Origin of the sequence: Streptomyces sp. NPDC005435 (assembly GCF_040703155.1) — a bacterium.
GTDB lineage: Bacteria > Actinomycetota > Actinomycetes > Streptomycetales > Streptomycetaceae > Streptomyces.
In genome coordinates this window covers 1-25,640 of sequence record NZ_JBEXEQ010000010.1, presented here as the reverse complement: position 1 = coordinate 25,640, position 25,640 = coordinate 1, and the positions used below count along the sequence as shown (strand labels likewise).

The window sequence follows — 25,640 nt, the reverse complement described above, 5'->3', positions numbered from 1 at the left end:
CGTCCCGTTTGCGCAGGTCAGGCGGATTGTCAGTGGCGGGGTGCAGGATGGATGCATGGTCAGCTCCGCGCCTTCGGCCCTCGACGGCTTCTCCCCCGCGACCCGCGGCTGGTTCACGGGGGCGTTCTCCGCGCCCACCGAGGCCCAGGAAGGCGCCTGGCGGGCCATTCAGGAGGACTCGGACGCGCTGGTGGTCGCCCCGACCGGCTCCGGCAAGACGCTGGCCGCGTTCCTCGCCGCGCTGGACCGGCTGACCTCCACACCGCCCCCGGCCGACCCGAAGAAGCGCTGCCGGGTGCTGTACGTCTCACCGCTGAAGGCCCTCGCGGTCGACGTGGAGCGCAATCTGCGCAGCCCGCTGACCGGCATCCGCCAGGAGTCGGTCCGCCTCGGCCTGCCCGAGCCCGAGGTCAAGGTGGGCATCCGCTCCGGCGACACCCCGCCCGCCGAGCGCCGCGCGCTGACCACGCGCCCGCCGGACATCCTGATCACCACCCCCGAGTCGCTGTTCCTCATGCTGACCTCCGCCGCGCGCGACGCGCTGACCGGCATCGAGACGGTGATCCTGGACGAGGTGCACGCGGTCGCGGGCACCAAGCGCGGCGCGCATCTCGCGCTGACCCTGGAGCGGCTGGACGAGCTGCTGCCCAGGCCCGCCCGCCGCATCGGCCTGTCCGCGACCGTCCGCCCGGTGGACGAGGTGGCCCGGTTCCTCTCTCCCGGCCGCAAGGTGGAGATCGTCCAGCCGGAGTCCGGCAAGGAGTTCGACCTGTCGGTGGTCGTCCCGGTGGAGGACATGGGCGAGCTGGGCGGCTCCCCGGCGGCCGACGGGAGCGAGGGCGCCGAGAAGCCGTCGATCTGGCCCCATGTCGAGGAGCGGATCGCGGACCTGGTGCAGTCCCACCGCTCGACCATCGTGTTCGCCAACTCCCGCCGCCTGGCGGAGCGGCTGTGCAACCGGCTCAACGAGATCGCCTACGAGCGCGCCACCGGCGAGAAGCTCGACGAACACCACGCCCCGGCCCAGCTGATGGGCGGTTCGGGCGCCGCCCAGGGCGCGCCGCCGGTGATCGCCCGCGCGCACCACGGCTCGGTCTCCAAGGAGCAGCGCGCCCTGGTCGAGGAGGACCTGAAGGCGGGCCGGCTGCCCGCCGTGGTCGCCACCTCCAGCCTGGAGCTGGGCATCGACATGGGCGCGGTCGATCTCGTCGTCCAGGTGGAGTCCGCGCCCTCGGTCGCCTCCGGCCTCCAGCGCGTGGGCCGCGCGGGCCACCAGGTCGGCGCGGTCTCCACCGGCGTGGTCTTCCCGAAGTACCGGGGCGACCTGGTGCAGGCCGCGGTGGTCACCGAGCGGATGCGCTCGGGACGCATCGAGTCCCTGAAGGTGCCGTCCAACCCGCTGGACGTGCTCGCCCAGCAGCTCGTCGCCATGACGGCGCTGGACACCTGGCAGTACGACGACCTGCTCGCCATGGTGCGCCGCGCGGCGCCCTTCGCCTCCCTGCCCGAGTCGGCGTTCACGGCCACCCTGGACATGCTCGCGGGGCGCTACCCGTCCGACGCGTTCGCGGAGCTGCGCCCGCGCGTGGTGTGGGACCGCGTGGCTGGCACGATCAGCGGCCGTCCGGGCGCGCAGCGGCTCGCGGTCACCTCCGGCGGCACGATCCCCGACCGCGGCCTGTTCGGCGTGTTCCTCGCCGGGTCCGACCCCAAGAAGGGCGGCGGCCGGGTCGGCGAGCTGGACGAGGAGATGGTCTACGAGTCGCGCGTGGGCGACGTGTTCACGCTGGGCACGAGTTCCTGGCGGATCGAGGACATCACCCGCGACCGGGTGCTGGTCTCCCCCGCGCCCGGGGTGCCGGGCAGACTGCCGTTCTGGAAGGGCGACCAGCTGGGCCGCCCGCTCGAACTGGGCCGCGCGGTGGGCGCGTTCCTGCGCGAGGTCGGCTCGCTGTCCAAGGAGGACGCCCGGCTGCGCCTGCTCACGGCGGGCCTGGACGCCTGGGCGGCGGACAACGTGCTGTCCTACCTGGACGAACAGCGAGAAGCCTGCGGCCATGTCCCCGACGACCGCACGATCGTGGTCGAGCGCTTCCGTGACGAACTCGGTGACTGGCGCGTCGTCATCCACTCCCCCTTCGGCGCCCAGGTGCACGCCCCCTGGGCGCTCGCGCTGGGCGCCCGCCTGTCCGAGCGGTACGGCATGGACGCCCAGGTCATGCACGCCGACGACGGCATCGTGCTGCGGCTGCCCGACGCCGACCTGATGGGCCTCGACCTCCTCGACCACGAACCCGTGCGCACGGGAACGGAGTTCGACAGCGAGCAGGCTCCGGTCGGCGCGGCGGACGTCGCCTTCGACAAGGCCGAGGTGGACCGGATCGTCACCGAACAAGTGGGCAGTTCCGCGCTGTTCGCCTCCCGGTTCCGCGAGTGCGCCGCCCGCGCGCTGCTGTTGCCGCGCCGCAACCCCGGCAAGCGCACCCCGCTGTGGCAGCAGCGCCAGCGCGCGGCCCAACTCCTTGAGGTGGCGAGCGAGTTCGGCTCATTCCCGATCGTCCTGGAGGCGATCCGCGAATGCCTCCAGGATGTGTTCGACGTGCCGGGCCTGGTCGAGCTGATGGGCGACCTGGAGTCCCGCAAGGTCCGCATGGTCGAGGTCACCACCCCCGAACCGTCCCCGTTCGCCCGCTCCCTGCTGTTCGGCTACGTCGCCCAGTTCCTGTACGAGGGCGACTCCCCGCTCGCCGAACGCAGGGCCGCCGCGCTCTCCCTGGACTCCCGGCTGCTGTCCGAGCTGCTCGGCCAGGCGGAGCTGCGCGAACTGCTCGACGCGGACGTGCTCACGGAGCTGGAGCGCGAACTCCAGTGGCTCACCGAGGACCGCCGGATCAAGGACGTCGAGGGCGTCGCGGACCGGCTGCGCCTCCTCGGCCCGCTGACCGACGAGGAGTTGGCGGAGCGCGGCGCCGAACCGCAGTGGGCGCCGGAGCTGGCCGCCACCCGTCGCGCCATCAAGGTCCGTATCGCGGGCCGGGAGCACTGGGCGGCCGTCGAGGACGCGGGCCGGCTGCGCGACGCGCTCGGCACCGCCCTGCCGGTCGGGGTCCCCGAGGCCTTCACCGAACCGGTCAAGGACCCACTGGGCGACCTCCTCGCGCGGTACGCGCGCACCCACGGCCCGTTCACCTCCACCAGCGCGGCCGCGCGCTTCGGTCTGGGCGTGGCGGTCACCGAGGGCGCCCTCCAGCGGCTCGCCGCGAGCAGCCGTGTCGTACAGGGCGAGTTCCATCCGGCGGGCATCGGCCAGGAGTGGTGCGACGCGACGGTACTGCGGCGGCTGCGCCGTCGTTCGCTGGCCGCGCTGCGGCACGAGCTGGAGCCGGTCCCGCCGCCCGCGCTCGCGCAGTTCCTGCCGCAGTGGCAGCACATCGGCAAGGGCCACGCCCTGCGCGGCATCGACGGACTGGTGCGCGCCGTAGAGCAGTTGCAGGGCGCGCCCGTACCCGCGTCCGCCCTGGAGAAGCTGATCCTGCCGTCCCGCGTGGCGGACTACAGCCCCGCGATGCTCGACGAACTCACCGCCGCCGGAGAGATCGTGTGGGCCGGAGCGGGCGCGCTGCCCGGCAAGGACGGCTGGGTCTCGCTCTACCTCGCGGACACGGCCCCGCTGCTCCTGCCCCCGCCGCCCCCGCTGGAGCTGACCCCGCTCCACCAGTCGGTGCTCGACGCCCTCTCGGGCGGCTACGGCCTGTTCTTCCGGCAGATCGCCGACCAGGTCCGCGCCACCACGCACCCCACGGCGAGCGACGCCCACCTGGCCGACGCCCTCTGGGACCTGGCCTGGGCTGGCCGTCTCACCAACGACACGCTGGCGCCCATGCGTTCGCTGCTCGGCTCGGGTCGTACGGCCGGTTCGACAGCTCACCGCGCCAAGCGCAACATCCCGCGCGGGCGGTACGGCTCCCTGACGGCGGCCGCGCGCGCGGCTTCCCGTACGGGCCCGCCGACCGTCGGAGGCCGCTGGTCCCTGCTGCCCGCGCCCGAGCAGGACACCACCGTGCGCGCCCACGCACGCGCCCGCGCCCTGCTCGACCGGCACGGCGTGGTGACCCGGGGCGCGGTCGCGGCGGAGGGCGTGGAGGGCGGCTTCTCCGCGGTGTACCGGGTGCTGTCCGCCTTCGAGGAGAGCGGTCAGGCCCGGCGCGGTTACGTGGTCGAAGGCCTGGGCGCCGCGCAGTTCGCGATGGACGGCGCGGTCGACCGGCTCCGCGCGGTGTCCAACGCGCGCGATCGCGGGGAGGCCCTGCCCGCGCCCGCCACCACGCCGGACGGCTTCGCGCCGTCCGACGGCACCCCGCCGTTCCCGGGCGCCCTCGGCCAGGCCGGCCCGGACGGCGACTTCGCGTGGCCCCCGCAGGCCGACGGCACCGCACCGGACGCGTACGCCCCGGCCGCCCCCTTCGCGGGCGCGGGCTACGGCGGTCCCCGGGGCGGCTCCCCCGCGTCCCCGTCCGGCCCCGCCGCGAACCGCGCGAGCACGCATCACACGTATGCGAGCCGCCGGGGCCGTACCCCCGACTCCCGCGCGGTGGTCCTGGCCGCCGCCGACCCCGCCAACGCGTACGGCGCCGCGCTCCCGTGGCCCGACTCGCCGACCGGTGCCGGGCACAAGCCGGGGCGCAAGGCGGGTGCGCTGGTCGTCCTGGTGGACGGCGAGCTGACGCTGTACATGGAGCGCGGCGGCAAGACCCTGCTGGCCTGGCCGTCCACCCCGGACGGCGCCGAGACCGACGACCCGCGCCTGCGCGCGGCGGCCGAGACCCTGGCTACGGCGGCCCGCGCGGGTTCCCTCGGCACCGTCACGGTGGAGCGGATCAACGGCTCCCCGGCCCTGACCTCGCCCATAGGCACCCTCCTGGAGAACGCGGGCTTCATCGCGACCCCGCGCGGCCTGCGGCTCAGAACCTGAGCACGGGGGCACCGTCGAGAGCACGCCCGAGTGACCGAAGTCGCACCGCGCCCCGCCGTGGCACGCTGGAGCCATGCCCGAAGGTGACACGGTCTGGCAGGCCGCGAAACGGCTGCACGACGCGCTCGCGGGCCGGGTGCTGACCCGCGGCGACTTCCGGGTGCCGAGGTACGCGACGCTCGACCTCACCGGCCGCCGGGTCCTGAGCACCGCCCCGCGCGGCAAGCACCTGCTCACCCGCTTCGAGGGCGGGCTGACCCTGCACACGCATCTGCGCATGGAGGGCGCGTGGAAGGTGTACGGCCCCGGTGAGCGCTGGCGCGGTGGTCCCGGGCACCAGATTCGCGCGATCCTGGGCGCGGACGACCGTACGGCCGTCGGCTACCGCCTCCAGGTGCTGGAATTCCTGCGCACCACCGACGAGGAACGTGTCGTGGGCCACCTCGGCCCGGACCTGCTCGGCCCCGACTGGAACCCGGGAATCGCCCTCGCCAACCTCCGGAGGGAACCCGACCGCCCGCTCGGCGAGGCCCTGCTCGACCAGCGCAACCTGGCCGGCATCGGCAACATCTACAAGAGCGAGCTGTGCTTCCTGCTCGGTGTGACCCCCTGGCTGCCGGTCGGCGCGCTGCCGGAGGACCGCGCCGCCCAGCTGCCGGCCGTCGCCCAGCGGCTCCTGGAGATCAACCGCGACCGCCCGGTCCGCCAGACGACGGGCCTGCACCGGCAGGACCTCTTCGTGTACGGCCGCGCACCCCGCCCCTGCCTGCGCTGCGGCACCTCGGTCCGGGTGGCCGACCAGGGCGACGGCTCCCAGGAGCGCCCCACCTACTGGTGCCCCACCTGCCAGCCGGGCCCCGCACCGGCCCCCGGCTCACCCCAGCGCTGGCGCGACCGGCAGCCCCGCCGGTCCTGACCGGGAGCACCCATTCCGCCCGCGCGTCTCCCCGGCCTCGGCCCCCTCCCTCCACGGGCAGCCCCGAAGCAGACACCCCGGAGAACAGACGGCCCCGCAGCCGCCCCCGGCCCGACTCACCCCAGCGCCAGCGCCAGGCCAGCAGGACCGCAGCCCCGCCCGCCCTGACCGAAACACTCACCCCGCGCGCCCCTCCCCCGCCCCGGTCTCCCGCTCCACAGACGCCCCCGCAACAGACGCCCCCGGACCACCCGGCCCCGAGGCACCCGGCACCGCGACATCCGCCCCCGCCCCGGCCCCCCGCTCCACGGACGGCATCGCGACAGCCGCCCCGGGCCCCGCCGGCGCGCCCGGCGCCGAAGCAGGCGGCACCCCGACGCCCGCCCCAGGACCGCCCGGCACCGCAAGAGACGGCCCCACCGCAGACGACACCGAAACAGGCGGCCCGGAAGCAGCCGCCCCGCAGACACCCGCCTCGGGCATCCCCGAAACCACCCCGCTCCCGCCCCCGCTCCCCCGCCAAGCCTCCCGCCACCGCCCCGGCCCCACGGCCCCCGCCGCCCGCTCCCTGGCCACACAGTGCACCGGCAGGACCCCCAGCCCCCACCCGCCGAGCACCACGGAGCCCTCCAGGACACCCGCGCCGTCCCCGAAGGCCAGCCGCAGGGCCGCCCACCACCACACCGCGCCCAGCCCGAGAACAGCCCCCCAGCGCATCACACGCACCATGGCCCGCCACCTCCAGCCGGACGCTAGACCGCCGCCTGTCCCGCGAGGAAGGCGCACCGAGGGCTCACCGGAGCAGGGCCGGGAGCCACGCTCCCCGCCCGTGCCCTGCATTCGCCTACGCCTGGGAGTTCTCCGCCTGCCACATCCAATGGTGCTTTTCGAGATCGCCGGTGATCCCGATGAGGAGGTCCTCGGTCACCGGGTCCGCGTCACCGGTCGCGTGCACCCGTTCACGCATACGGGTGATGACGGAGCCGAGGGCGTCGACCATCGCACCGACCGCGTCCGTGTCCCTGATCCAGCCGGCGGGCGGGGACTCGATGCCGCTGCCGGAGGCCACGGAGGCCGCCCGCCCGTCCGGCGGGACACCGAGCGCGGAGGCCCTCTCGGCCACCGTGTCGGAGTGGGCGCGCGCGGAGGCGACCACGTCGTCCAGCTGGAGGTGTATGGAGCGGAAGCGCGGTCCGACGACGTTCCAGTGGATCTGCTTGGCGACCAGCGAGAGGTCCACCAGATCGACGAGCGCGCCCTGCAGGGCGTCGGAGACGGTCTTCAGCGCGTCTTCGGGCAGCGGGCTCTTCACCACGTACATCGCCGTTCCTCCGGGGTTCTCGGGCAGCCGCCAGCGGCCTGCCTCCATCGGCCTGCCTCCACCATGACCGGCCCCGCCGACCCCGGCAAACGGTGGACTCCCGGGACGCAAGCCGCCACGCCGGGCCCCGGCCCAGGCCCCGCCGATCGGAGGAGTGCGGGCGCACACCCCCGGAAAGTCGGCGCACGCGAACAGGCACGGACATGCGAAAGCCCCGGCCGGGCCTCACCAGGATCTCCCTGGGAAGCCCAGCCGGGGCTTCACACGTTCGGGGCTGTCAGGCCGCGCGCGCAACCCTCACGCGGCGACCACGTCGACCGCCTCGGCCGGTGCCTTGATGGTCACCCGTTCCGGTGGCACACCGGTCACCGAGACGGAACCCAGCATCGGACGGACCGGCGCCGGGACGGCGTCGGTGACCGCGGCGGACTGGGCGAGCTCGGCGAGCGCGAGCTCGTCGCTCACTTCCCGCATGAGCTCCGACATCCGTACGTCCAGCGCGTCGCAGATGGCGGAGAGCAGTTCGGAGGATGCCTCCTTCTGCCCCCGCTCCACCTCGGAGAGATAGCCGAGTGAGACTCGGGCGGACGAGGAGACTTCGCGCAGAGTACGGCCCTGGCGCTGGCGCTGCCGACGCAGCACGTCACCCAGCAGGCGACGGAGCAGAATCATCGGTGGCTCCCTCCTCGGACCGCGTAGCCGCATCCTTCTCGCCCCACCGTACCGCCTCGCGCCGCGGCCGTGCGGGGAGCGATGTCGTGTTCACTCAGGGCTGCAAACATCAAAACCCCCCGTTCCGTTCCGTATCCTGTGCCCGCTCATTTCCGGTCTGTTCGCCCGCAAGCTCCCGTAGAAGCAGGGCGAGTACGCTCCGTACACTCTCCCTACGAATTTCCGCACGGCTGCCGTTCAACCGCAGGGCCTCCACTTTTCCGCCGGGGGCGGAATCAGGGCTTTTTCCGGCCGGTCCGGCGACGGCGACGAAGACCGTTCCCACCGGGTTCCCGTCCTGCGGATCGGGGCCGGCGACGCCCGTGGTGGCGATGCCCCAGTCGGCCCCGAGGGCCTGGCGCACCCCTGCGGCCATCTGGGCCGCGACCTGCGGGTCCACCGCACCGCGCCGCTCGAGGAGAGCGGCGTCGACACCGAGGAGCCGGTGCTTCAGCTCGGTGGCGTAAGCGGTGACCGAACCACGGAAGACCCGGGACGCCCCCGGTACCGCCGTGATCTCAGCGGCGACCAGGCCACCGGTCAGCGACTCGGCGACGGCGAGCGTCTCTCCGCTCACCGTCAGTAGCCGGACCAGTTGGGTGGCCGTGGTCGTCACGCTTCCTGTTCCTCCAACGCCGCCGCGCGCTCCGCGATTCCCCGGCGGCGCAGCACGATGGCCTGTCTCACATAGTCGGCCCCGGTGACCACGGTGAGGATCACCGCGGCGGCCATCACCCAGAACCTGAGGGTGGCCAGCCAGCCGGTCAGCGCGAGCACGTACATGCCGACGGCGATGCCCTGGGTGAGCGTCTTGAGCTTGCCGCCCCGGCTGGCCGGGATCACCCCGTACCGGATGACCACGAAACGCAGCAGCGTGATGCCGAGTTCCCGGCCGAGGATGACCGCCGTCACCCACCAGGGCAGGTCACCGAGCGAGGACAGGCAGATGAGCGCCGCGCCCATGATCGCCTTGTCCGCTATCGGATCGGCGATCTTCCCGAAGTCGGTGACCAGGTTGTACGTGCGGGCCAGATGCCCGTCGAACAGATCGGTGATCATGGCGACGGCGAAGGCCGCCCAGGCGAACGAACGCCAGGCCGGGTCGTAGCCGCCGTCCTCCAGCATCAGGACCACGAAGGCGGGCACCAGGACCAGCCGGAGCATGGTCAGCAGATTGGCGACGTTCCAGACGCTGGCCTGGTTGACGGCGGCGGCCGCGAGCTTGCCGCCGCGCAGGGGCCGCGCGTCCGGTGCGAGGGCGGGGCCGGAGACCTCCGGAACACCGTCGGCGGCCCGCTCCGAGGCGCTGCGCGCGCCCGGGGAGCCACCCGAGGCGGATGCCGGGACTCCGGTCATCTGGCCGCCTCCTCGCTACACACCGACGAGCCCGGAAGCGGCTCGGCCACCAGGTCGACACCCTCCGTGCCGACCACCTTGGCCTCGACGATACGTCCGACGCTCAGGCCCTCGCCGCTCGTGAGCAGCACCTGGCCGTCGGTCTCGGGCGCCTGGTGCGCGCCTCGGCCGTAGGTGCCGTCCTCGCCGTCGACGGACTCCACGAGGACGTGCACGGTCTCCCCGAGGCGCTCCTCGGCGCGCTGCGAGACCAGTTCCTCGGCGAGCCGCGAGACGCGGGCGAGGCGCTCGGCCACCACGTCCTCGTCGAGCTTGCCCTCGTAGGTCGCGGCCTCGGTGCCGTCCTCGTCGGAGTAGCCGAAGACGCCGATGGCGTCCAGGCGGGCGCCGGTCAGGAAGCGCTCCAGCTCGGCCAGGTCGGACTCGCTCTCGCCGGGGAAGCCGACGATGAAGTTGGAGCGCACACCGGCCTGGGGTGCCTTGGACCGGATGGTGTCCAGCAGCTCCAGGAAGCGGTCGGTGTCGCCGAAGCGGCGCATGGAGCGCAGCACGTTCGGCGCGGAGTGCTGGAAGGAGAGGTCGAAGTACGGGACGACCTTCGGGGTGGAGGTCAGCACGTCGATCAGACCGGGCCGCATCTCGGCCGGCTGGAGGTAGCTGACGCGCACCCGCTCGATGCCGTCCACGTCCGCCAGCTCGGGCAGCAGGGACTCGAGCAGGCGGATGTCGCCCAGGTCCTTGCCGTAGGAGGTGTTGTTCTCGGAGACGAGCATGATCTCCTTGACGCCCTGCTCGGCCAGCCAGCGCGTCTCGTTGAGGACGTCGCTGGGGCGGCGGGAGATGAAGGAGCCCCGGAAGGACGGGATGGCGCAGAAGGAGCAGCGCCGGTCGCAGCCGGAGGCGAGCTTGACCGAGGCGACCGGGGAGCCGTCCAGGCGGCGGCGCAGGGGCGCGCGCGGGCCGGAGGAGGGCGCGAGGCCCTCGGGGAGGTCGACGGGGCCGTGGCCGGGCAGGGCGACGGAGGCGGCGGATTCCTGGCGCTCGGCCGGGCTGATCGGCAGCAGTTTGCGGCGGTCGCGCGGGGTGTGGGCGGCGTGGATGCCGCCGGACAGGATGGTCTGCAGCCGGTCGGAGATGTCGGAGTAGTCGTCGAAGCCGAGCACGCCGTCGGCCTCGGGCAGCGCCTCGGCCAGCTCCTTGCCGTACCGCTCGGCCATGCAGCCCACGGCCACGACGGCCTGGGTTCTGCCGTGGTCCTTGAGGTCGTTGGCCTCCAGGAGGGCGTCGACGGAGTCCTTCTTGGCGGCTTCGACGAATCCGCAGGTGTTGACGACGGCGACGTCCGCGTCCGCGGCGTCCTCGACGAGCTGCCAGCCGTCCGCCTCCAAGCGGCCTGCGAGCTCCTCCGAGTCCACCTCGTTACGGGCGCAGCCGAGAGTGACGAGTGCGACGGTACGGCGTTCAGGCATGGGCTCAAGACTACTTTGTCTGACCGGCACCCTATGTCGACGGGGTTGGCCGCACCCGGCCAACCCCGTCGGAACACCGCTCACCCCGAGGTCGCCCCCAGGTCACCCCGGTAGGTCAGCCCACCTCGGGGTCGCCCTTGGTGTAGGTCAGACGCTCCACGGCACCCGGCCGGAAGTCGTCGTCGATCTTCTTGCCGTTGACGTAGAGCTGGATCGCCCCGGCGTCGCCGAGGATGAGGTTGATCTTGGAGCTGTCCTGGAAGGTCTTGGACTGGCCCTTGTCGAGCAGCCCGTCGAAGAGCATCCGGCCGTTGTGGTCCTTGGCGGAGATCCAGCTGCGCCCGTTGGCCGCGCTGACCTGGACCGTCACCTTGTCCTGCGGGGCGGCGGCGATGGCGCTGTCGGACGGGTCGGACTTCGGCGTGACGGGCTTGGCCGTGGTCGGCGTGGCGGACGGGGACTTGGTGACGGTGGGCGAGGGGCTGCCGTCGGCGGCCTGCGTGTCGGCACCGCCGCCGTCGCCGCCCTTGACGGCGGTGAAGCCGACGAAACCGATCACGACGACGATCGCGGCGACCATGGCGGCCGTCCAGTTGGGCCCCCGCCGTTCGGGTCGGATGCGTTCGGCCTCGAACAGCGGCGCGGCCGGGGTGGGCGCGGGCCGGCCGCCATGGTCGGCGTCGAACTGCGCGACCAGCGGCGCGGGGTCGAGGTGCACGGCGCGGGCGAGTGTGCGAATGTGCCCACGGGCGTACACGTCGCCGCCACAGGGCGCGAAATCGTCGGCTTCTATGGCGTGCACGATGGCGAGACGGACGCGCGTGGCGTTGCTGACGTCGCTGACCGTCAGACCGGCGGCGAGGCGCGCCTGCTTGAGGGCATGGCCGACGGAAGGACGCTTTTCGTCGGGTACGTCGTGGAACGGACGCTCGTCTTCGGGGGAGTTGCTGCCGATGGACACGGGGGCGCCTTTCGAGCGTGTGAGCCACCTGTGCTGGAGGTTCAGTCTAGGCGGGGTACGAAAGGGTGGGGCAAGCGGGCGACGGGACTTTGTACGCCATCGGAATGGCCGGTCAGTCCGACGGCGGGACGGGGGAATCGGCTTCCGAAGGAAACCTCTACCCCGCATCTCGCTCAACTTGACGTACTGCGAAGGGAAACGGTTGCCCGCCGAGATCTAACGGGTGGATCACGGCGATGCGGCCACCCGGCGCAACACCGACACGCCGGGTGGCCCGCTCTCCTTCAGCGTGTTAGAGCCCGCTTCGCGACAGGCTCTAGCCGTCAGACTCCCCCCGGATGACCGCGAGCACTCCGTCCAGTTCGTCAGGCTTCACGAGAACGTCACGCGCCTTCGAACCCTCGCTCGGGCCCACGATGTTCCGGGACTCCATGAGGTCCATCAGCCGGCCCGCCTTGGCGAAGCCCACGCGCAGCTTGCGCTGGAGCATCGAGGTGGAGCCGAACTGCGTGGAGACCACCAGCTCGGCCGCCTGGCACAGCAGGTCGAGGTCGTCGCCGATGTCCTCGTCGATCTCCTTCTTCTGCTTGGTGCCCACGGTGACGTCGTCCCGGAAGACCGGCGCCATCTGGTCCTTGCAGTGCTGGACGACGACCGCCACCTCCTCCTCCGTGACGAACGCGCCCTGCATACGGGTCGGCTTGTTGGCGCCCATGGGCAGGAAGAGGCCGTCGCCCTTGCCGATGAGCTTCTCGGCGCCGGGCTGGTCGAGGATGACGCGGGAGTCGGCCAGCGAGGAGGTCGCGAAGGCCAGCCGGGAGGGCACGTTGGCCTTGATGAGACCGGTGACCACGTCCACGGAGGGCCGCTGGGTGGCGAGCACCAGGTGGATGCCGGCCGCGCGGGCGAGCTGCGTGATACGCACGATGGAGTCCTCGACATCGCGGGGAGCGACCATCATCAGGTCGGCCAGCTCGTCCACGATCACCAGCAGATACGGGTACGGCTGCAGCTCGCGCTCGCTGCCGGGCGGCGACGTGACCTTGCCCTCGCGCACCGCGCGGTTGAAGTCGTCGATGTGCCGGTAGCCGTAGGCGGCGAGGTCGTCGTAGCGCAGGTCCATCTCGCGCACGACCCACTGCAGGGCCTCGGCGGCCCGCTTGGGGTTGGTGATGATGGGCGTGATCAGGTGCGGGATGCCCTCGTAGGCGGTCAGCTCCACGCGCTTGGGGTCGACCAGGATCATCCGCACGTCCTCGGGGGTCGCGCGCATCATGATGGAGGTGATCAGGCAGTTGATGCAGGACGACTTGCCGGAACCGGTGGCACCGGCGACCAGCATGTGCGGCATCTTGGCCAGCGAGTGCATGACGTACCCGCCCTCGACGTCCTTGCCGAAGGCGACCAGCATCGGGTCGTCGTCCTCTGCGGACTGCGCGAGGCGCAGCACGTCGCCGAGGTTGACCATCTCCCGGTCGGTGTTGGGGATCTCGATGCCGACCGCCGACTTGCCGGGGATCGGGCTGATGATCCGCACGTCCGGGCTGGCGACGGCGTACGCGATGTTCTTGGTGAGCGCGGTGATCCGCTCGACCTTCACGGCGGGACCGAGCTGGACCTCGTAGCGGGTGACCGTCGGGCCCCGGGTGAAGCCGGTGACGTCGGCGTCCACCTTGAACTCGCTGAACACCGTGCGCAGCGAGGCCACGATCGCGTCGTTGGCCGCGCTGCGCGACTTGCCGGGGCCGCCGCGGGTGAGCAGGTCGAGCGAGGGCAGCGCGTAGGTGATGTCCCCGGAGAGCTGGAGCTGTTCGGCGCGCGCGGGCATCTCGCGGGGCGCGGGCGGCGGGGACGACTTGGTGAGGTCGGGGACGCTGCCGGAGTCCGACGGGACACCACCGGAGCCCGAGGGGGTGTCCCGCCGCGGCCGGGCGCCCGGCACCGGGGACGGCGCCGGCACCGGTGTCGTCTCCTCGCGGTCGCCCACGCTCACGCCCTGGGTGAGGTCGGCGACCACCGGGGAGGGCGGCATCCCGTGCAGCACGGCCCCGTCGAGCGCGGCGGCCGCGGCGGCGGCCACGTCGACCGCGTCCATCGGCCGCTTCGGGTCGGGCTGGGGCACGGCGGAGCGCCGGGGGCGGCCCCGGCGGCGCGCGAGGGCGTCCTCCTCGGCGCTGTCCGGGCCGTGGCCCTCCGGGGCGCCCCGGCGCGTCCGGGGGCGCCCGGGAGCGCTTTCGCGCCACTCCTCGTCGTACTCCGCGAACTCGTCGTCCACGAGGCCGTCGGCCGCCGGGTCGTGCACCACGCCCAGGCGCACGCCGAGCGCGCGCAGGCGCTGCGGAATGGCGTTGACCGGGGTGGCGGTGACGACGAGCAGCCCGAACAGGGTCAGCAGCACCAGCAGCGGTACGGCGAGCACCGCGGTCATGGTGTAGGTCAGCGGGGTGGCGGCGGCCCAGCCGATGAGGCCGCCCGCGTCTCTTATGGCCCGCATCCCGTCGCTGCGGGCGGGCGAGCCGCAGGCGATGTGGACCTGGCCGAGGACGCCGATGACGAGCGCGGACAGGCCGATCACGATCCGCCCGTTGGCCTCGGGCTGCTCCGGGTGCCGGATGAACCGTACGGCCATCACCGCGAGCAGGACCGGCACCAGCAGGTCGAGCCGGCCGAAGGCGCCGGTGACCAGGATCTCCACCAGGTCGCCGACCGGGCCGCGCAGGTCGGCCCAGGTCCCGGCGGCCACGATCAGCGCGAGGGCGAACAGCAGGAGCGCCACGCCGTCCTTGCGGTGGGCCGGGTCCAGGTTCTTCGCGCCCTGCCCTATGCCGCGGAAGACGGCGCCGACCGCGTGCGCGAGACCCAGCCAGAGGGCGCGCACGAGCCGGTACACGCCCCCGGTGGGGCTGGGTGCGGGCTTCGCCGGCGCGGGCCTGCGCGCGGGGGCCTTCTTGGCGGCCGTCTTCTTGGCCGGGGCCTTCTTCGCGGGGGCCTTCCCCGCCGGAGCCTTCGCGGGAGCGGCCGCCTTTCTGGCGGGCTGCTTCTTGGCTGCGGAGGGACGTGAGGCCATGGGTGTGAGGTTACCGGTGAGAACTGCGGCGGACACGTGTGCCCAGAGCTTCACCCGTTCGTGTCGCCCTTGCCGGGGCACGGAACTGACGCGCCCTCACGGACGCCCGCTCCGGGCGGGCGCCGGTTCCGGCACGTCAGTTCTGCGGGGGCAGCGGCGCGTTCCCGCCGTCCGCGCCCGGCTCCAGCGCGTCCAGCGCGCGCCGCAGCCCCGTGAGCTTGCGCTCCAGATGGGCGGCCGTGGCGACCGCCGCCGCGTCCGCCGACTCCTCGTCCAGCTGCTTGGAGAGCGCCTCGGCCTGCTCCTCGACGGCCGCGAGCCGCGCGGACAGCTCCGCGAGCAGCCCGGCGGGCTCCTTGCCGCCGACCGCGTTCTTGCCGCCGCCCTCCAACTGGAGCCGCAGCAGCGCCGCCTGCTCGCGCAGTTGGCAGTTCTTCATGTACAGCTCGACGAACACCGACACCTTGGCGCGCAGCACCCAGGGGTCGAACGGCTTGGAGATGTAGTCCACCGCGCCCGCCGCGTACCCCCGGAAGGTGTGGTGGGGGCCGTGGTTGATCGCGGTCAGGAAGATGATCGGGATGTCCCGTGTCCGCTCCCGCCGCTTGATGTGCGCGGCGGTCTCGAAGCCGTCCATGCCCGGCATCTGGACATCCAGCAGAATGACCGCGAAATCGTCCGTGAGCAGTGCTTTGAGCGCTTCCTCCCCGGACGATGCCCGCACCAGCGTCTGATCGAGCGCCGAGAGGATGGCCTCCAGCGCCAGCAGATTCTCCGGCCGGTCATCGACCAGGAGGATCTTGGCCTTCTGCACCATGGCCCGCCCTCCTCGCCCCGGCGGTACACCGGGCGCCGCCCCAGGGGACGACTCCCTTACGCCGCCCGTCCTTGTGCCGGTCATCGTAGCCGCACCCCGCCCGTCGCCACACCCTGTCACCGTGATGTCACTGTGCACGAAGCGGAAACGCGGGCCGGGCCCGGAACGTTCCCGGAATCCGGGATTCCGACACCTGCCGGGGAGGTGAGTTCTCGGTCACATCCCCTCCTGTCACACCGTCACCGGGGCGCGCGGCACCGCCACTACGCCCCGGCCGCCGAAATCGCCCGCCTCAGCCGCCGTCCGGCTCCGGCCGCATCCACTGTCGCATGACGCCCAGCAGATGGTCGGGGTCGACCGGCTTGGTGACGTAGTCCGAGGCGCCCGACTGCAGCGCCTTCTCCCGGTCGCCCTTCATGGCCTTGGCCGTCAGCGCGATGATGGGCAGCCCCGCGAACTGCGGCATCCTGCGGATCGCCGTGGTGGTCGCGTAGCCGTCCATCTCCGGCATCATGATGTCCATCAGCACGACCACCACGTCGTCGTGCTGCTCGAGCACCTCGATGCCTTCCCGGCCGTTCTCGGCGTACAGCACCGCCAGTCCGTGCTGCTCCAGCACGCTGGTCAGCGCGAACACGTTGCGCACGTCGTCGTCGACGATCAAGACCTTCTCACCGCCGAACCGTACGGCGCTCTCCGGCCGCACCTCGTCCTCCTGCTGCTCCGCGGGGGTCTGCGCGAGTTCGAGCCGGGGTTCGGGCGCCGAGGAGCGCCGGCGCCGCCGGAAGAGCGCGGCGGGGCCGTTCTGCGTCTCCCGGTACGACTTCACCTCGGCCGGGGTCTCCGTCTCCACCGCCGACAGCTCCGAGGACAGCCGCGCCTCGGAGGCGGCGACCAGCTCTCCGGCCTCCAGCTGAGGCACGGACTGCTGGTAATAGCCCTGCGGCGGCAGCCCGTTGAGGTGCAGCGGCAGATACAGCGTGAACGTCGAGCCGCGGCCCGGCTCGCTCTGCGCGTGGATCTCACCGCCGAGCAGCTGGGCGATCTCGCGGGAGATCGACAGACCGAGCCCGGTGCCGCCGTACTTGCGGCTGGTCGTGCCGTCGGCCTGCTTGAACGCCTCGAAGATCACCCGCATCTTGCTCGCGGCGATCCCGATGCCGGTGTCGGTCACCGAGAACGCGATCAGCGGGGCGTCCGGATCGGTCAGCGACCCCGCCTCCAGCAACTGCTCCCGGATGGACTGCGGTACGTCCGCCCCGGCGGGCCGGATCACCAGCTCCACCGAGCCCGAGTCGGTGAACTTCACCGCGTTGGACAGCAGGTTGCGCAGCACCTGGAGCAGGCGCTGCTCGTCGGTGTGCAGGGTCGCGGGCAGCTCCGGGGAGACCCGCACGGACAGATCCAGGCCCTTCTCCGCCGTCAGCGGGCGGAAGGTCGCCTCCACGTAGTCCACGAGCTGGACGAGGGCGATCCGCGTCGGCGAGACGTCCATCTTGCCCGCCTCGACCTTCGACAGATCGAGGATGTCGTTGATCAGCTGGAGCAGGTCGGAGCCCGCGCCGTGGATGGTCTCGGCGAACTCCACCTGCTTCGGGGAGAGATTGCTCTCCGCGTTGTCGGCGAGCAACTTGGCCAGGATCAGCAGGGAGTTGAGCGGAGTACGCAGCTCGTGCGACATGTTGGCGAGGAACTCGCTCTTGTACCGCATCGACACCGCGAGCTGCTCGGCCCGCTCCTCCAGCACCTGCCGCGCCTCCTCGATCTCGGTGTTCTTCACCTCGATGTCGCGGTTCTGCTGGGCCAACAGCTCGGCCTTCTCCTCCAGTTCGGCGTTGGACGACTGAAGCGCCTTCTGCCGGTTCTCCAACTCTTCCGATCGTTCGCGCAGTTGCTCGGTCAGCTCCTGCGACTGCGCCAGCAGCTGCTCGGTCTTGGTGTTGACCGAGATGGTGTTGACGCTGGTCGCGATCATCTCCGCGATCTGGTTGAGGAAGTCCCGCTGGATGTGCGTGAACTTGGTGAACGACGCCAGCTCGATCACGCCGAGCACCTTGCCCTCGAAGACCACCGGCAGCACGATCAGCTGCGCGGGCCGCGCCTCCCCGAGCCCCGAGGTGATCTTGAGGTAGCCGGCCGGAGGCTCCACGAGCAGCGTGTGCTTCTCCTGCGCCACCGCGCCGATCAGCCCCTCACCGGGCCGGAACGACGTCGGCATCGCCCCCTTGCTGCAGCCGTACGAGCCCAGCAGCCGCAGCTCGTACTCGTCCTCGGAGTCGCCGCCGACGTCCTGCCCGTCCACCAGGGGCATCGCCAGGAAGAACGCGCCGTGCTGCGCGGAGACCACCGGCGTCAGCTCGCTCATGATGAGCGAGGCCACGTCCTTCAGATCGCGGCGCCCCTGCATGAGCGCGGAGATCCGGGCCAGGTTGCCCTTGAGCCAGTCCTGTTCGTTGTTGACGATCGTGGTGTCGCGCAGATTGGCGATCATCTTGTTGATGGAGTCCTGGAGCTCCTGGATCTCGCCGGAGGCGTCCACGTCGATCTTCAGGTTCAGGTCGCCGCGCGTCACCGCGGTCGCCACCTTGGCGATCGCGCGCACCTGCCGGGTCAGGTTCCCGGCCATCTCGTTCACGGACTCCGTCAGGTCCCGCCAGGTGCCGTCCACGTCCCGCACCCGCGCCTGGCCGCCGAGGATGCCCTCGGTGCCCACCTCGCGCGCCACGCGGGTGACCTCCTGGGCGAACGACGACAGCTGGTCCACCATCGTGTTGATCGTCGTCTTCAGCTCCAGGATCTCGCCCCGGGCGTCGATATCGATCTTCTTCGTCAGGTCACCCTTGGCGATGGCCGTGGTCACCATGGCGATGTTGCGCACCTGACCGGTCAGGTTGGACGCCATGCCGTTCACCGACTCGGTGAGGTCCTTCCACGTGCCGGCCACACCGGGAACGTGCGCCTGACCGCCCAGGATGCCGTCCGTACCCACCTCGCGGGCCACCTTGGTCACCTGGTCCGCGAACGAACTCAGCGTCTTCACCATGATGTTGATGGTGTCCGCGAGCTGCGCCACCTCGCCGCGCGCCTCGATCGTCACCTGCCGGGTCAGATCGCCGTTGGCCACCGCTGAGGCGACCTGCGAGATGTTGCGCACCTGCATGGTCAGGTTGTTGGCCATCAGGTTGACGTTGTTGCTGAGGTCCTTCCAGATGCCCGTGACGCCCGGCACATGCGCCTGGCCGCCCAGGATGCCCTCGGTGCCCACCTCACGGGCCACCCGGGTCACCTGCTCGGCGAACGACGACAGCTGGTCCACCATCGTGTTGACCGTGGTGACCAGTTCGAGGATCTCGCCCTTGGCGTCGACGGTGATCTTCTTCGACAGGTCGCCCTTGGCCACCGCCGTCGTCACCTCGGCGATGTTGCGCACCTGGATCGTCAGGTTGTTCGCCATGAAGTTCACGGACTGCGTGAGGTCCTTCCAGGTGCCCGAGACACCCTGGACCTCGGCCTGGCCGCCGAGGATGCCCTCCGTGCCCACCTCACGGGCGACGCGCGTGACCTCCTGCGCGAACGACGACAGCTGGTCCACCATCGTGTTCAGCGTGTTCTTCAGCTCCAGGATCTCCCCGCGCGCGTCCACGGTGATCTTCTGGGAGAGGTCACCGCGCGCCACGGCCGTGGCCACCTGGGCGATGTTGCGCACCTGGGCGGTGAGGTTGCCGGCCATGCCGTTCACCGAGTCGGTGAGGTCCCGCCACACACCGGCCACACCCGGCACCTGCGCCTGACCGCCGAGCCGCCCCTCCGTGCCCACGTCACGGGCGACCCGGGTCACCTGGTCGGCGAAGGCGGAGAGCTGGTCCACCATCGTGTTGATGGTGTTCTTCAGCTCCAGGATCTCCCCGCGCGCGTCCACGCCGATCTTCTGCGACAGATCACCGAGCGCCACGGCCGTCGTCACCTGGGAGATGTTGCGCACCTGCATGGTCAGGTTGTTGGCCATCAGGTTGACGGAGTCGGTCAGCTCCTTCCAGGTGCCCGAGACGCCGTCCACCCGCGCCTGACCGCCGAGCCGCCCCTCCGTACCCACGTCACGGGCCATCCGCGTCACCTGGTCGGCGAAGCTGGAGAGCTGGTCCACCATGGTGTTCACGGTGTTCTTCAGCTTGAGCATCTCGCCGGAGACGTCCACCGTGACCTTCTGCGAGAGGTCGCCGTTGGCCACCGCCGTCGTCACCTGGGCGATGTTGCGCACCTGACCGGTCAGGTTGCGGAACGCGGTGTTGACCGAGTCCGTCAGGTCCTTCCAGGTACCGGCCGCGCCGGACACCTGCGCCTGACCGCCCAGCTCGCCCTCGACACCGATCTCCCGCGCGACCCGGGTCACCTCCGCGCCGAACGCCGACAGCTGGTCCACCATGCCGTTGACGGTGTTCTTCAGCTCCAGCATCTCGCCGGCCACGTCCACGGTGACCTTCTGCGACAGATCGCCGTTCGCCACGGCGGTCGTCACGGCCGCGATGTCGCGCACCTGCGTGGTCAGGTTCCGGAAGACCGTGTTGACCGAGTCCGTCAGATCCTTCCAGGTACCCGCCGCGCCCGGCACATTCGCCTGGCCGCCGAGCCGCCCCTCGGCCCCGACCTCGTTGGCCACCCGCGTGACCTCGTCCGCGAAGATCCGCAGCGTCTCGGTCATCTGGTTGATCGTCTCGGCAAGCTGCGCGACCTCGCCGCGCGCGGGCACGGTCACCTTCTGCGACAGATCACCGTTCGCGACCGCCGTCGTCACCTGGGAGATCCCGCGCACCTGCGCGGTGAGGTTCCCGGCCATCGTGTTGACGGAGTCGGTGAGCTCCTTCCACACCCCGGCCACCCCGGGCACCTGCGCCTGGCCGCCCAGGATGCCCTCGGTGCCCACCTCACGGGCGACCCGTGTCACCTCGGAGGAGAACGACGACAGCTGCTCCACCATCGTGTTGACGGTGTTCTTCAGCTCCAGCATCTCGCCGGCCACCTGCACGGTGACCTTCCGGGAGAGATCACCGCTCGCGACCGCCGTCGTCACCAGGGCGATGTCGCGCACCTGGGCGGTGAGCCGGTTCGCCATGGTGTTGACGGACTCCGTCAGGTCCTTCCACGAACCCGACATGCCCCGCACCTTGGCCTGGCCGCCGAGCTTGCCCTCGGTGCCGACCTCGATGGCGACCCGCGTCACCTCGTCGGTGAACGTGGACAGCTGGTCCACCAGGTTGTTGACGGTCCGGCCCACCTTCAGGAACTCGCCCCGCAGCGGATGCCCGGTCCCGTCCGGCGCCTCGGTGCGCAGATCCATGCGCGGCGACAGATCGCCCTCCGCGACCGCCGTCAGCACCCGGCTGACCTCCGAGACCGGCCACACCAGCTCGTCGACCAGCGCGTTGGAGTTCTCCACCGCGGCCGCCCAGGAGCCCTCGCAGGCCCCCGTCTCCAGCCGCTCCGTCAGCTTGCCCTCACGGCCGACCATGCGCCGTACCCGGGACAGCTCACCGGTCAGATGCAGATTGCGGTCGGCGACCTCGTTGAACACCGCCGCGATCTCCGACATCACCCCGTCGCCGGACACCGTGAGCCGCTTGCGGAAGTTGCCGTCCCGCATGGCCTCCAGAGCCGAGAGCAACCGGTTCAGGGCAGCCGTGTCCACGACGGTGGTGCCCCCGCCCCTCCGCGCGGACGGTCCGCCCTTCGCGCGCGTCTTCGTGCCCCGCGTCGCTGCGCCAGACTCCACTGTGTCCCTCCCGGAGGGGTAGACCGTCACTGCCGTGCCCGGCGGCGCCGGCCCGGTGCGCCGCCGGCCGGCGCACCGGATTGCTTTCCGCGTACTCGTCACCGCCCGGCCCGCACGGCCGCCCGGTACTTCTGCCGTTACCGCTGTCCGCGAAGTCCCGGCCGCACCAGGGGCTGCTGCCCGCCGCTCGCGGAGCCCACGCGGCATGGCCGGACCTTCGTCGAAATCCTGCCCAGTGTTTCACCCCGGCCGAACCAGGCCATAACAGTTCGGCAGCTTCGCACATCGTCCGCACACCCTGGGGGGTAAACACCGGTGACCGGCATCCGCTCGGACGGCGAAGGTAAGTAACCTTGCACCGGGCTGTCCAGCCGCACCGGCCCGGCCGGCCTGTGCGCCGAGACGACGAAGAGCGGTTATCGGAGGGGCGGCCGCAGAGCATGACCGGAGCGATTCCGGGGGAACAGACCCCGGAGCAGGGGCCGAAGGGCGAGCGGATGCCGCGGCAGCGGAGCGAGCCGGCCGGTGCCCTCGCCTTGCACGTAGACGACAGGTCAGGGAGTTCTGTGATCACCGCGCGCGCGGCCGCCAGCTTCGAGCCCGTGGGGCGTTCGGTCGCGACCGCCCGGTCCTTCGTCCGCGACACCCTCCAGGGCTGGGGCTTCGCCGACATCGTCGACGACGCCGTGGTCCTCACCAGCGAACTGGTGACCAACGCCGTCGTCCACGCGGGCACCGAGGCCGAGGTCCTGTGCCTGCGCACCGAGCACGGCGTCCGCATCGAGGTCTCCGACCGCTACCCCGAGCGCGAGGTCCGGCTGCAGAACGCGCACGCGGTCATGGGCAGCCCCGACCGCGAGGGCGGCCGCGGCCTCCAGCTCTGCGCGGCCCTCGCCTCCCGCTGGGGTGTGGAGTACACCTCCACGCACAAGAACGTCTGGTTCCAGCTCGACCTGCCCGAACGCGCGCTCGGCACCCGAACCGCCGGTCCCGCTCTGCCCACCGACCTGCTGCCGACCGCCGACGGCCGGGTCCGCGTCGCCGTCCTCCAGATCGACCGCAAGGGCTCGGTCAGCGCCTGGAACGAGGACGCCGAGGACCTCTTCGGCTACGCGGCCGACGAGGTCGTCGGCAAGCCCCTCACCGACCTCGCCGCCTGGCCGCACACCCCGGGCACCGGCACCGGCATCGCCGAGGCGCTCCAGCTCTCCCGCTGGGAGGGCAGCTACGGCGTCCGCCGCGCCGACGGCCGCGTCACCCCCGTCTACGCCTCCCACCTCAGGGTCCGCGACACCGGCGGCGAGCCCTCCACCGTCTGCCTCCTGGTCCGCGACCACGAGCGCGCCGTCCTCCAGACCCCCTCCCGCGTGCCCACGGGCGACCAGGGCGCCGAAGGACCGAGCGCCGACCCCTTCGAGGTCTTCATCGGCTCCCCCGCCCCGGACGACCTCGACGGCCTCCTCCAGCGCACGGTCGAACGCGCCCGCGACATGCTCGACGGCGACTCCGCCTTCCTGCTGCTCGCCACCGACGACGAGACCGAACTGGAGGTCCGCGCCTCCACCGGCCTGCCCTCCGCCCGCCAGCGCTTCGCCCGCGTCCCCGTCGAGGCGGGCCCCGGGCGCTACGGCTCGGCGCGGATGCCCGCCGTCCACGAGGACCTCACCTCCGTACCCGGCGCGGTGCCCCTCCTGGCCGGCACCGGGATGCGCTCGGTCGTCACGGTGCCGCTCAAGGTCGAGGGCCGCCTCACCGGCTCCCTGGGCGTCGCCGCCGAGGGGCCGGGGCGCTACTCCAACGAGGAGGCGCTGCGCCTGCAGTTCGCCGCCGACCGCATCGCCCTGGCTGTCGAATCGGCCCGCCTCGGCGAACTGGAACGGCTGCGCCGCGGCTCGCTCAGCTTCCTGGTCGAGGCCTCCGACCTGCTGGCCGGCACCCTCGACCGCGACCAGACGCTGGCCCTCATGGCCCAGATGACGGTGCCGACCCTGGCCACCTGGTGCGCGGTCTACACGATCGCCGACCCCGCCTCCGACCCCTATCTGTCGTACGTCCTCCACGAGGACGAGGAACTCATCGACGGCATCAAGTCCCTGCTGTCGAAGATCCCCCCGCCCGAGCCGGTCCTCACCCCCGGCGCCCGGGTCTGGGCGCTGCCCGGCGAGGTCGCCCACCAGGCGGCCCTGCGCACCTCCATGCGCAGCCTCGGCCTGTCCGGCGGTTCCGCCCAGCAGCTCACCTCCAGCATCGGCCCGACCCTGGCGACGGCCTCCGCCGTCGGCGGCGAGACCGTGGTCCTGCCGCTGGTCGCCCGCAACCGCGTCATCGGCATGCTGATCCTCGGCAAGCCCACGGACGAACACTTCCGCCAGGAGATCCTGGAACTGGCCGAGGACCTCTCCCGCCGCGCCGCGCTCGCCCTGGACAACGCCCGCCTGTACTCGGAGCGCACGGCCATCAGCCAGTCCCTCCAGCGCAGCCTGCTGCCCCCGGGCCTGCCGCACATCGACGGCGTCGAGGTCGACGTCATCTACCGCGCGGCCGGCGAGGGCAACGAGGTCGGCGGCGACTTCTACGACCTCTTCCCGATCGGCGACGGCGCCTACGGCTTCGCCATCGGCGACGTCTGCGGCACCGGACCGAACGCCGCCGCCGTCACCGGCCTGGCCCGGCACGCCCTGCGCCTGCTCGCCCGCGAGGGCCTGAGCGGCCCGGCGGTCCTGGAGCGGCTGAACTCCGCGATCCTCGACGAGGGCGACCGCAGCCGCTTCCTCACCCTGCTCTACGGCGAGTTGCGGCCGCAGGAGAACGGCGGCGCCGAGATGAAGATGGTCTGCGCCGGCCACCCGCTCCCGCTGCGCCTGCGTCAGGACGGCACGGTGGAGGCGGCGGCCGAACCGCAGCCCCTGCTCGGCGTGATCGAGGACCTGGAGCTCTACGAGGAGACGGTCACCCTCGACCCCGGCGACGTGCTGCTGTGCGTCACGGACGGCGTCACCGAACGCCGCGAGGGCACGCGCATGTTGGGCGACGACGGTCTCGCCGACGTCCTCACCACCTGCACGGGGCTCACCGCGGGCGCGGTGGCCGCCCGCATCCTGCGCGCGGTGGAGCGCTTCGCCTCCGACGCCCCGTCCGACGACATGGCGATCCTGGCCATGCGGGTTCCGGGCCTTCAGCAGGACTGAGGCCCGGGGCCACCGGCCCCCGGACATGCGAAAGACCCCGCCCGAATGGGCGGGGTCTTTTTCGCTGAGCCCCCAAACGGAATCGAACCGTTGACCTTCTCCTTACCATGGAGACGCTCTGCCGACTGAGCTATAGGGGCCTTGTTGTTTTTGAGGTTTCCCTCGCGGCAACAAGAAGATCGTACCCCGAACACGCACGGGTTCCCAAATCCGTTCGGGCCCGATCATCAAGCGGGCTGAAGAAGTCCCCCAAGGGCGTTGCAGGCGGCGGCGATCCGGTGCATGTCCCGCTTCGTCAGCGCGGCGTCGACGGGCAGCGCCAGCGTCTCGTCGGCGGCCCGCTCGGTCTCCGGCAGGGACACACAGCGCCGGAATCCGGGCAGCCGGTGGACGGGCGTCCGCACGGGCACCCGGCAGTCAACTCCCCTGGCCCGCAAGGCGCGCGCGAACGCGTCCCGGTCCGGCCGCCCGTTGCCCGGCACCCGCACCACGTACTGCTGATAGGTGTGCCCGGCACCCCCGGCCGGCGTCCGCACTCCCCTGAGCCGCGCGTCGAGATACGCGGCCCGCTCCCGGCGGGAGGCCCGCTCGTCGTACGGCGTCTCGGACTCGCCGTGCTCCAGCACGAACAGCCCGTGCCGCGCGGCGACCTCGCGCAACGCCCCGGTGTCCGCCTGCCGTCCGAAGCGGTGCACGACAACGAGGGCCGCGGTGCGGGACGTTACGGCCGCCTCCACGGCGGCGGCGTCCAGGCAGTAGGTGACGGGGTCTATGTCGGCGAAGGCCGGCAGCGCGCCCGCCCGGGTCACGGCCTCGGCGATCTCCGCGTTCCCGAAGGCCGGTACGACGACCTCGTGACCGGCACCCACGCCGGCGGCTCTGAGCATTTCAGCGGTAGCCATGGACCCCATGTTTCGGGGGTAATGTGAACGCAAAGTTAAGCAAAACAAAAAAGGGCTGGCCCCTGAACCGAAGTTCAGGGGCCAGCCCTATCAAAATTAGTTCGGCGGCGTCCTACTCTCCCACAGGGTCCCCCCTGCAGTACCATCGGCGCTGTGAGGCTTAGCTTCCGGGTTCGGAATGTAACCGGGCGTT

At 71.9% G+C, this 25,640-nt stretch carries 13 protein-coding genes, 1 tRNA gene and 1 rRNA gene; 3 read left to right on the top strand and 12 right to left on the bottom strand.

The window, feature by feature from the left end; all coding sequences use genetic code 11:
- Positions 1 to 55 precede the first annotated feature (55 nt).
- Both AB0898_RS14385 and AB0898_RS14380 read left to right on the top strand, forming a co-directional pair.
- The gene (locus tag AB0898_RS14385) at positions 56 to 4,972 is read left to right on the top strand and encodes an ATP-dependent helicase (protein WP_366803218.1); all 4,917 of its coding nucleotides are present in this window, start codon (positions 56 to 58) and stop codon (positions 4,970 to 4,972) included.
- Between the two features lie 73 nt (positions 4,973 to 5,045).
- Positions 5,046 to 5,888 carry a DNA-formamidopyrimidine glycosylase family protein gene (locus AB0898_RS14380; protein WP_366803217.1) on the top strand — a complete coding sequence of 281 codons (843 nt, stop codon included), beginning with the start codon at positions 5,046 to 5,048 and terminating at the stop codon, positions 5,886 to 5,888.
- Positions 5,889 to 6,732: 844 nt separating this feature from the next.
- On the opposite strand, the gene AB0898_RS14370 is transcribed toward AB0898_RS14380, so the two are convergent.
- From AB0898_RS14370 to AB0898_RS14330, 9 genes are all read right to left on the bottom strand, one after another.
- Positions 6,733 to 7,209 carry a DNA starvation/stationary phase protection protein gene (locus AB0898_RS14370; RefSeq protein ID WP_366803424.1) on the bottom strand — a complete coding sequence of 159 codons (477 nt, stop codon included), beginning with the start codon at positions 7,207 to 7,209 and terminating at the stop codon, positions 6,733 to 6,735.
- Positions 7,210 to 7,506: 297 nt separating this feature from the next.
- On the bottom strand, positions 7,507 to 7,881 hold the full coding sequence (locus AB0898_RS14365; protein WP_018547420.1) for a helix-turn-helix domain-containing protein: 375 nt from the start codon (positions 7,879 to 7,881) through the stop codon (positions 7,507 to 7,509).
- Between the two features lie 109 nt (positions 7,882 to 7,990).
- The gene (locus AB0898_RS14360; protein WP_366803216.1) at positions 7,991 to 8,536 is read right to left on the bottom strand and encodes a nicotinamide-nucleotide amidohydrolase family protein; all 546 of its coding nucleotides are present in this window, start codon (positions 8,534 to 8,536) and stop codon (positions 7,991 to 7,993) included.
- Positions 8,533 to 9,276, bottom strand: a complete 744-nt coding sequence (pgsA, locus tag AB0898_RS14355) for a CDP-diacylglycerol--glycerol-3-phosphate 3-phosphatidyltransferase (RefSeq protein WP_366803215.1) — start codon at positions 9,274 to 9,276, stop codon at positions 8,533 to 8,535. The genes AB0898_RS14360 and pgsA overlap by 4 nt, the downstream gene beginning before the upstream one ends.
- Positions 9,273 to 10,745, bottom strand: coding sequence for a 30S ribosomal protein S12 methylthiotransferase RimO (rimO, locus tag AB0898_RS14350; protein ID WP_366803214.1), 1,473 nt, complete (start codon positions 10,743 to 10,745; stop codon positions 9,273 to 9,275). Before rimO ends, pgsA begins: the two co-directional genes overlap by 4 nt.
- A gap of 115 nt (positions 10,746 to 10,860) precedes the next feature.
- A complete protein-coding gene (locus AB0898_RS14345; protein ID WP_366803213.1) occupies positions 10,861 to 11,706 on the bottom strand; it encodes a RodZ domain-containing protein in 846 nt (281 codons plus the stop codon).
- Between the two features lie 316 nt (positions 11,707 to 12,022).
- Positions 12,023 to 14,773, bottom strand: a complete 2,751-nt coding sequence (locus tag AB0898_RS14340) for a DNA translocase FtsK (protein ID WP_366803212.1) — start codon at positions 14,771 to 14,773, stop codon at positions 12,023 to 12,025.
- Positions 14,774 to 14,909: 136 nt separating this feature from the next.
- Positions 14,910 to 15,590 (bottom strand): response regulator, encoded by a 681-nt coding sequence (locus AB0898_RS14335; protein WP_366803211.1) that lies wholly within the window; start codon positions 15,588 to 15,590, stop codon positions 14,910 to 14,912.
- Positions 15,591 to 15,882: 292 nt separating this feature from the next.
- Positions 15,883 to 21,357: a HAMP domain-containing protein gene (locus tag AB0898_RS14330; RefSeq protein ID WP_366803210.1), complete on the bottom strand. Its 5,475-nt coding sequence runs from the start codon at positions 21,355 to 21,357 to the stop codon at positions 15,883 to 15,885.
- A 440-nt stretch (positions 21,358 to 21,797) separates the two neighbouring features.
- Between AB0898_RS14330 and AB0898_RS14325 the strand changes: the two genes are divergently transcribed.
- Positions 21,798 to 24,545: a SpoIIE family protein phosphatase gene (locus AB0898_RS14325; RefSeq protein WP_366803209.1), complete on the top strand. Its 2,748-nt coding sequence runs from the start codon at positions 21,798 to 21,800 to the stop codon at positions 24,543 to 24,545.
- Positions 24,546 to 24,612: 67 nt separating this feature from the next.
- Here AB0898_RS14325 and AB0898_RS14320 read toward each other — a convergent pair.
- From AB0898_RS14320 to rrf, 3 genes are all read right to left on the bottom strand, one after another.
- A tRNA-Thr gene (locus AB0898_RS14320) sits at positions 24,613 to 24,685 on the bottom strand.
- Positions 24,686 to 24,772: 87 nt separating this feature from the next.
- Positions 24,773 to 25,432: a DegT/DnrJ/EryC1/StrS family aminotransferase gene (locus AB0898_RS14315; RefSeq protein WP_366803423.1), complete on the bottom strand. Its 660-nt coding sequence runs from the start codon at positions 25,430 to 25,432 to the stop codon at positions 24,773 to 24,775.
- Positions 25,433 to 25,546: 114 nt separating this feature from the next.
- Positions 25,547 to 25,640: ribosomal RNA gene (rrf, locus tag AB0898_RS14310) — 5S ribosomal RNA — on the bottom strand; the annotation flags it as partial.

Excerpts from the sequence above, each read along its gene's own strand:
- AB0898_RS14325 (WP_366803209.1), top strand. The coding sequence starts at position 21,798 with ATGACCGGAGCGATTCCGGGGGAACAGACCCCGGAGCAGGGGCCGAAG.
- AB0898_RS14340 (WP_366803212.1), bottom strand. The coding sequence starts at position 14,773 with ATGGCCTCACGTCCCTCCGCAGCCAAGAAGCAGCCCGCCAGAAAGGCG.
- AB0898_RS14335 (WP_366803211.1), bottom strand. The coding sequence starts at position 15,590 with ATGGTGCAGAAGGCCAAGATCCTCCTGGTCGATGACCGGCCGGAGAAT.
- AB0898_RS14365 (WP_018547420.1), bottom strand. The coding sequence starts at position 7,881 with ATGATTCTGCTCCGTCGCCTGCTGGGTGACGTGCTGCGTCGGCAGCGC.
- AB0898_RS14370 (WP_366803424.1), bottom strand. The coding sequence starts at position 7,209 with ATGTACGTGGTGAAGAGCCCGCTGCCCGAAGACGCGCTGAAGACCGTC.
- pgsA (WP_366803215.1), bottom strand. The coding sequence starts at position 9,276 with ATGACCGGAGTCCCGGCATCCGCCTCGGGTGGCTCCCCGGGCGCGCGC.
- AB0898_RS14315 (WP_366803423.1), bottom strand. The coding sequence starts at position 25,432 with ATGCTCAGAGCCGCCGGCGTGGGTGCCGGTCACGAGGTCGTCGTACCG.
- AB0898_RS14380 (WP_366803217.1), top strand. The coding sequence starts at position 5,046 with ATGCCCGAAGGTGACACGGTCTGGCAGGCCGCGAAACGGCTGCACGAC.
- AB0898_RS14385 (WP_366803218.1), top strand. The coding sequence starts at position 56 with ATGGTCAGCTCCGCGCCTTCGGCCCTCGACGGCTTCTCCCCCGCGACC.
- rimO (WP_366803214.1), bottom strand. The coding sequence starts at position 10,745 with ATGCCTGAACGCCGTACCGTCGCACTCGTCACTCTCGGCTGCGCCCGT.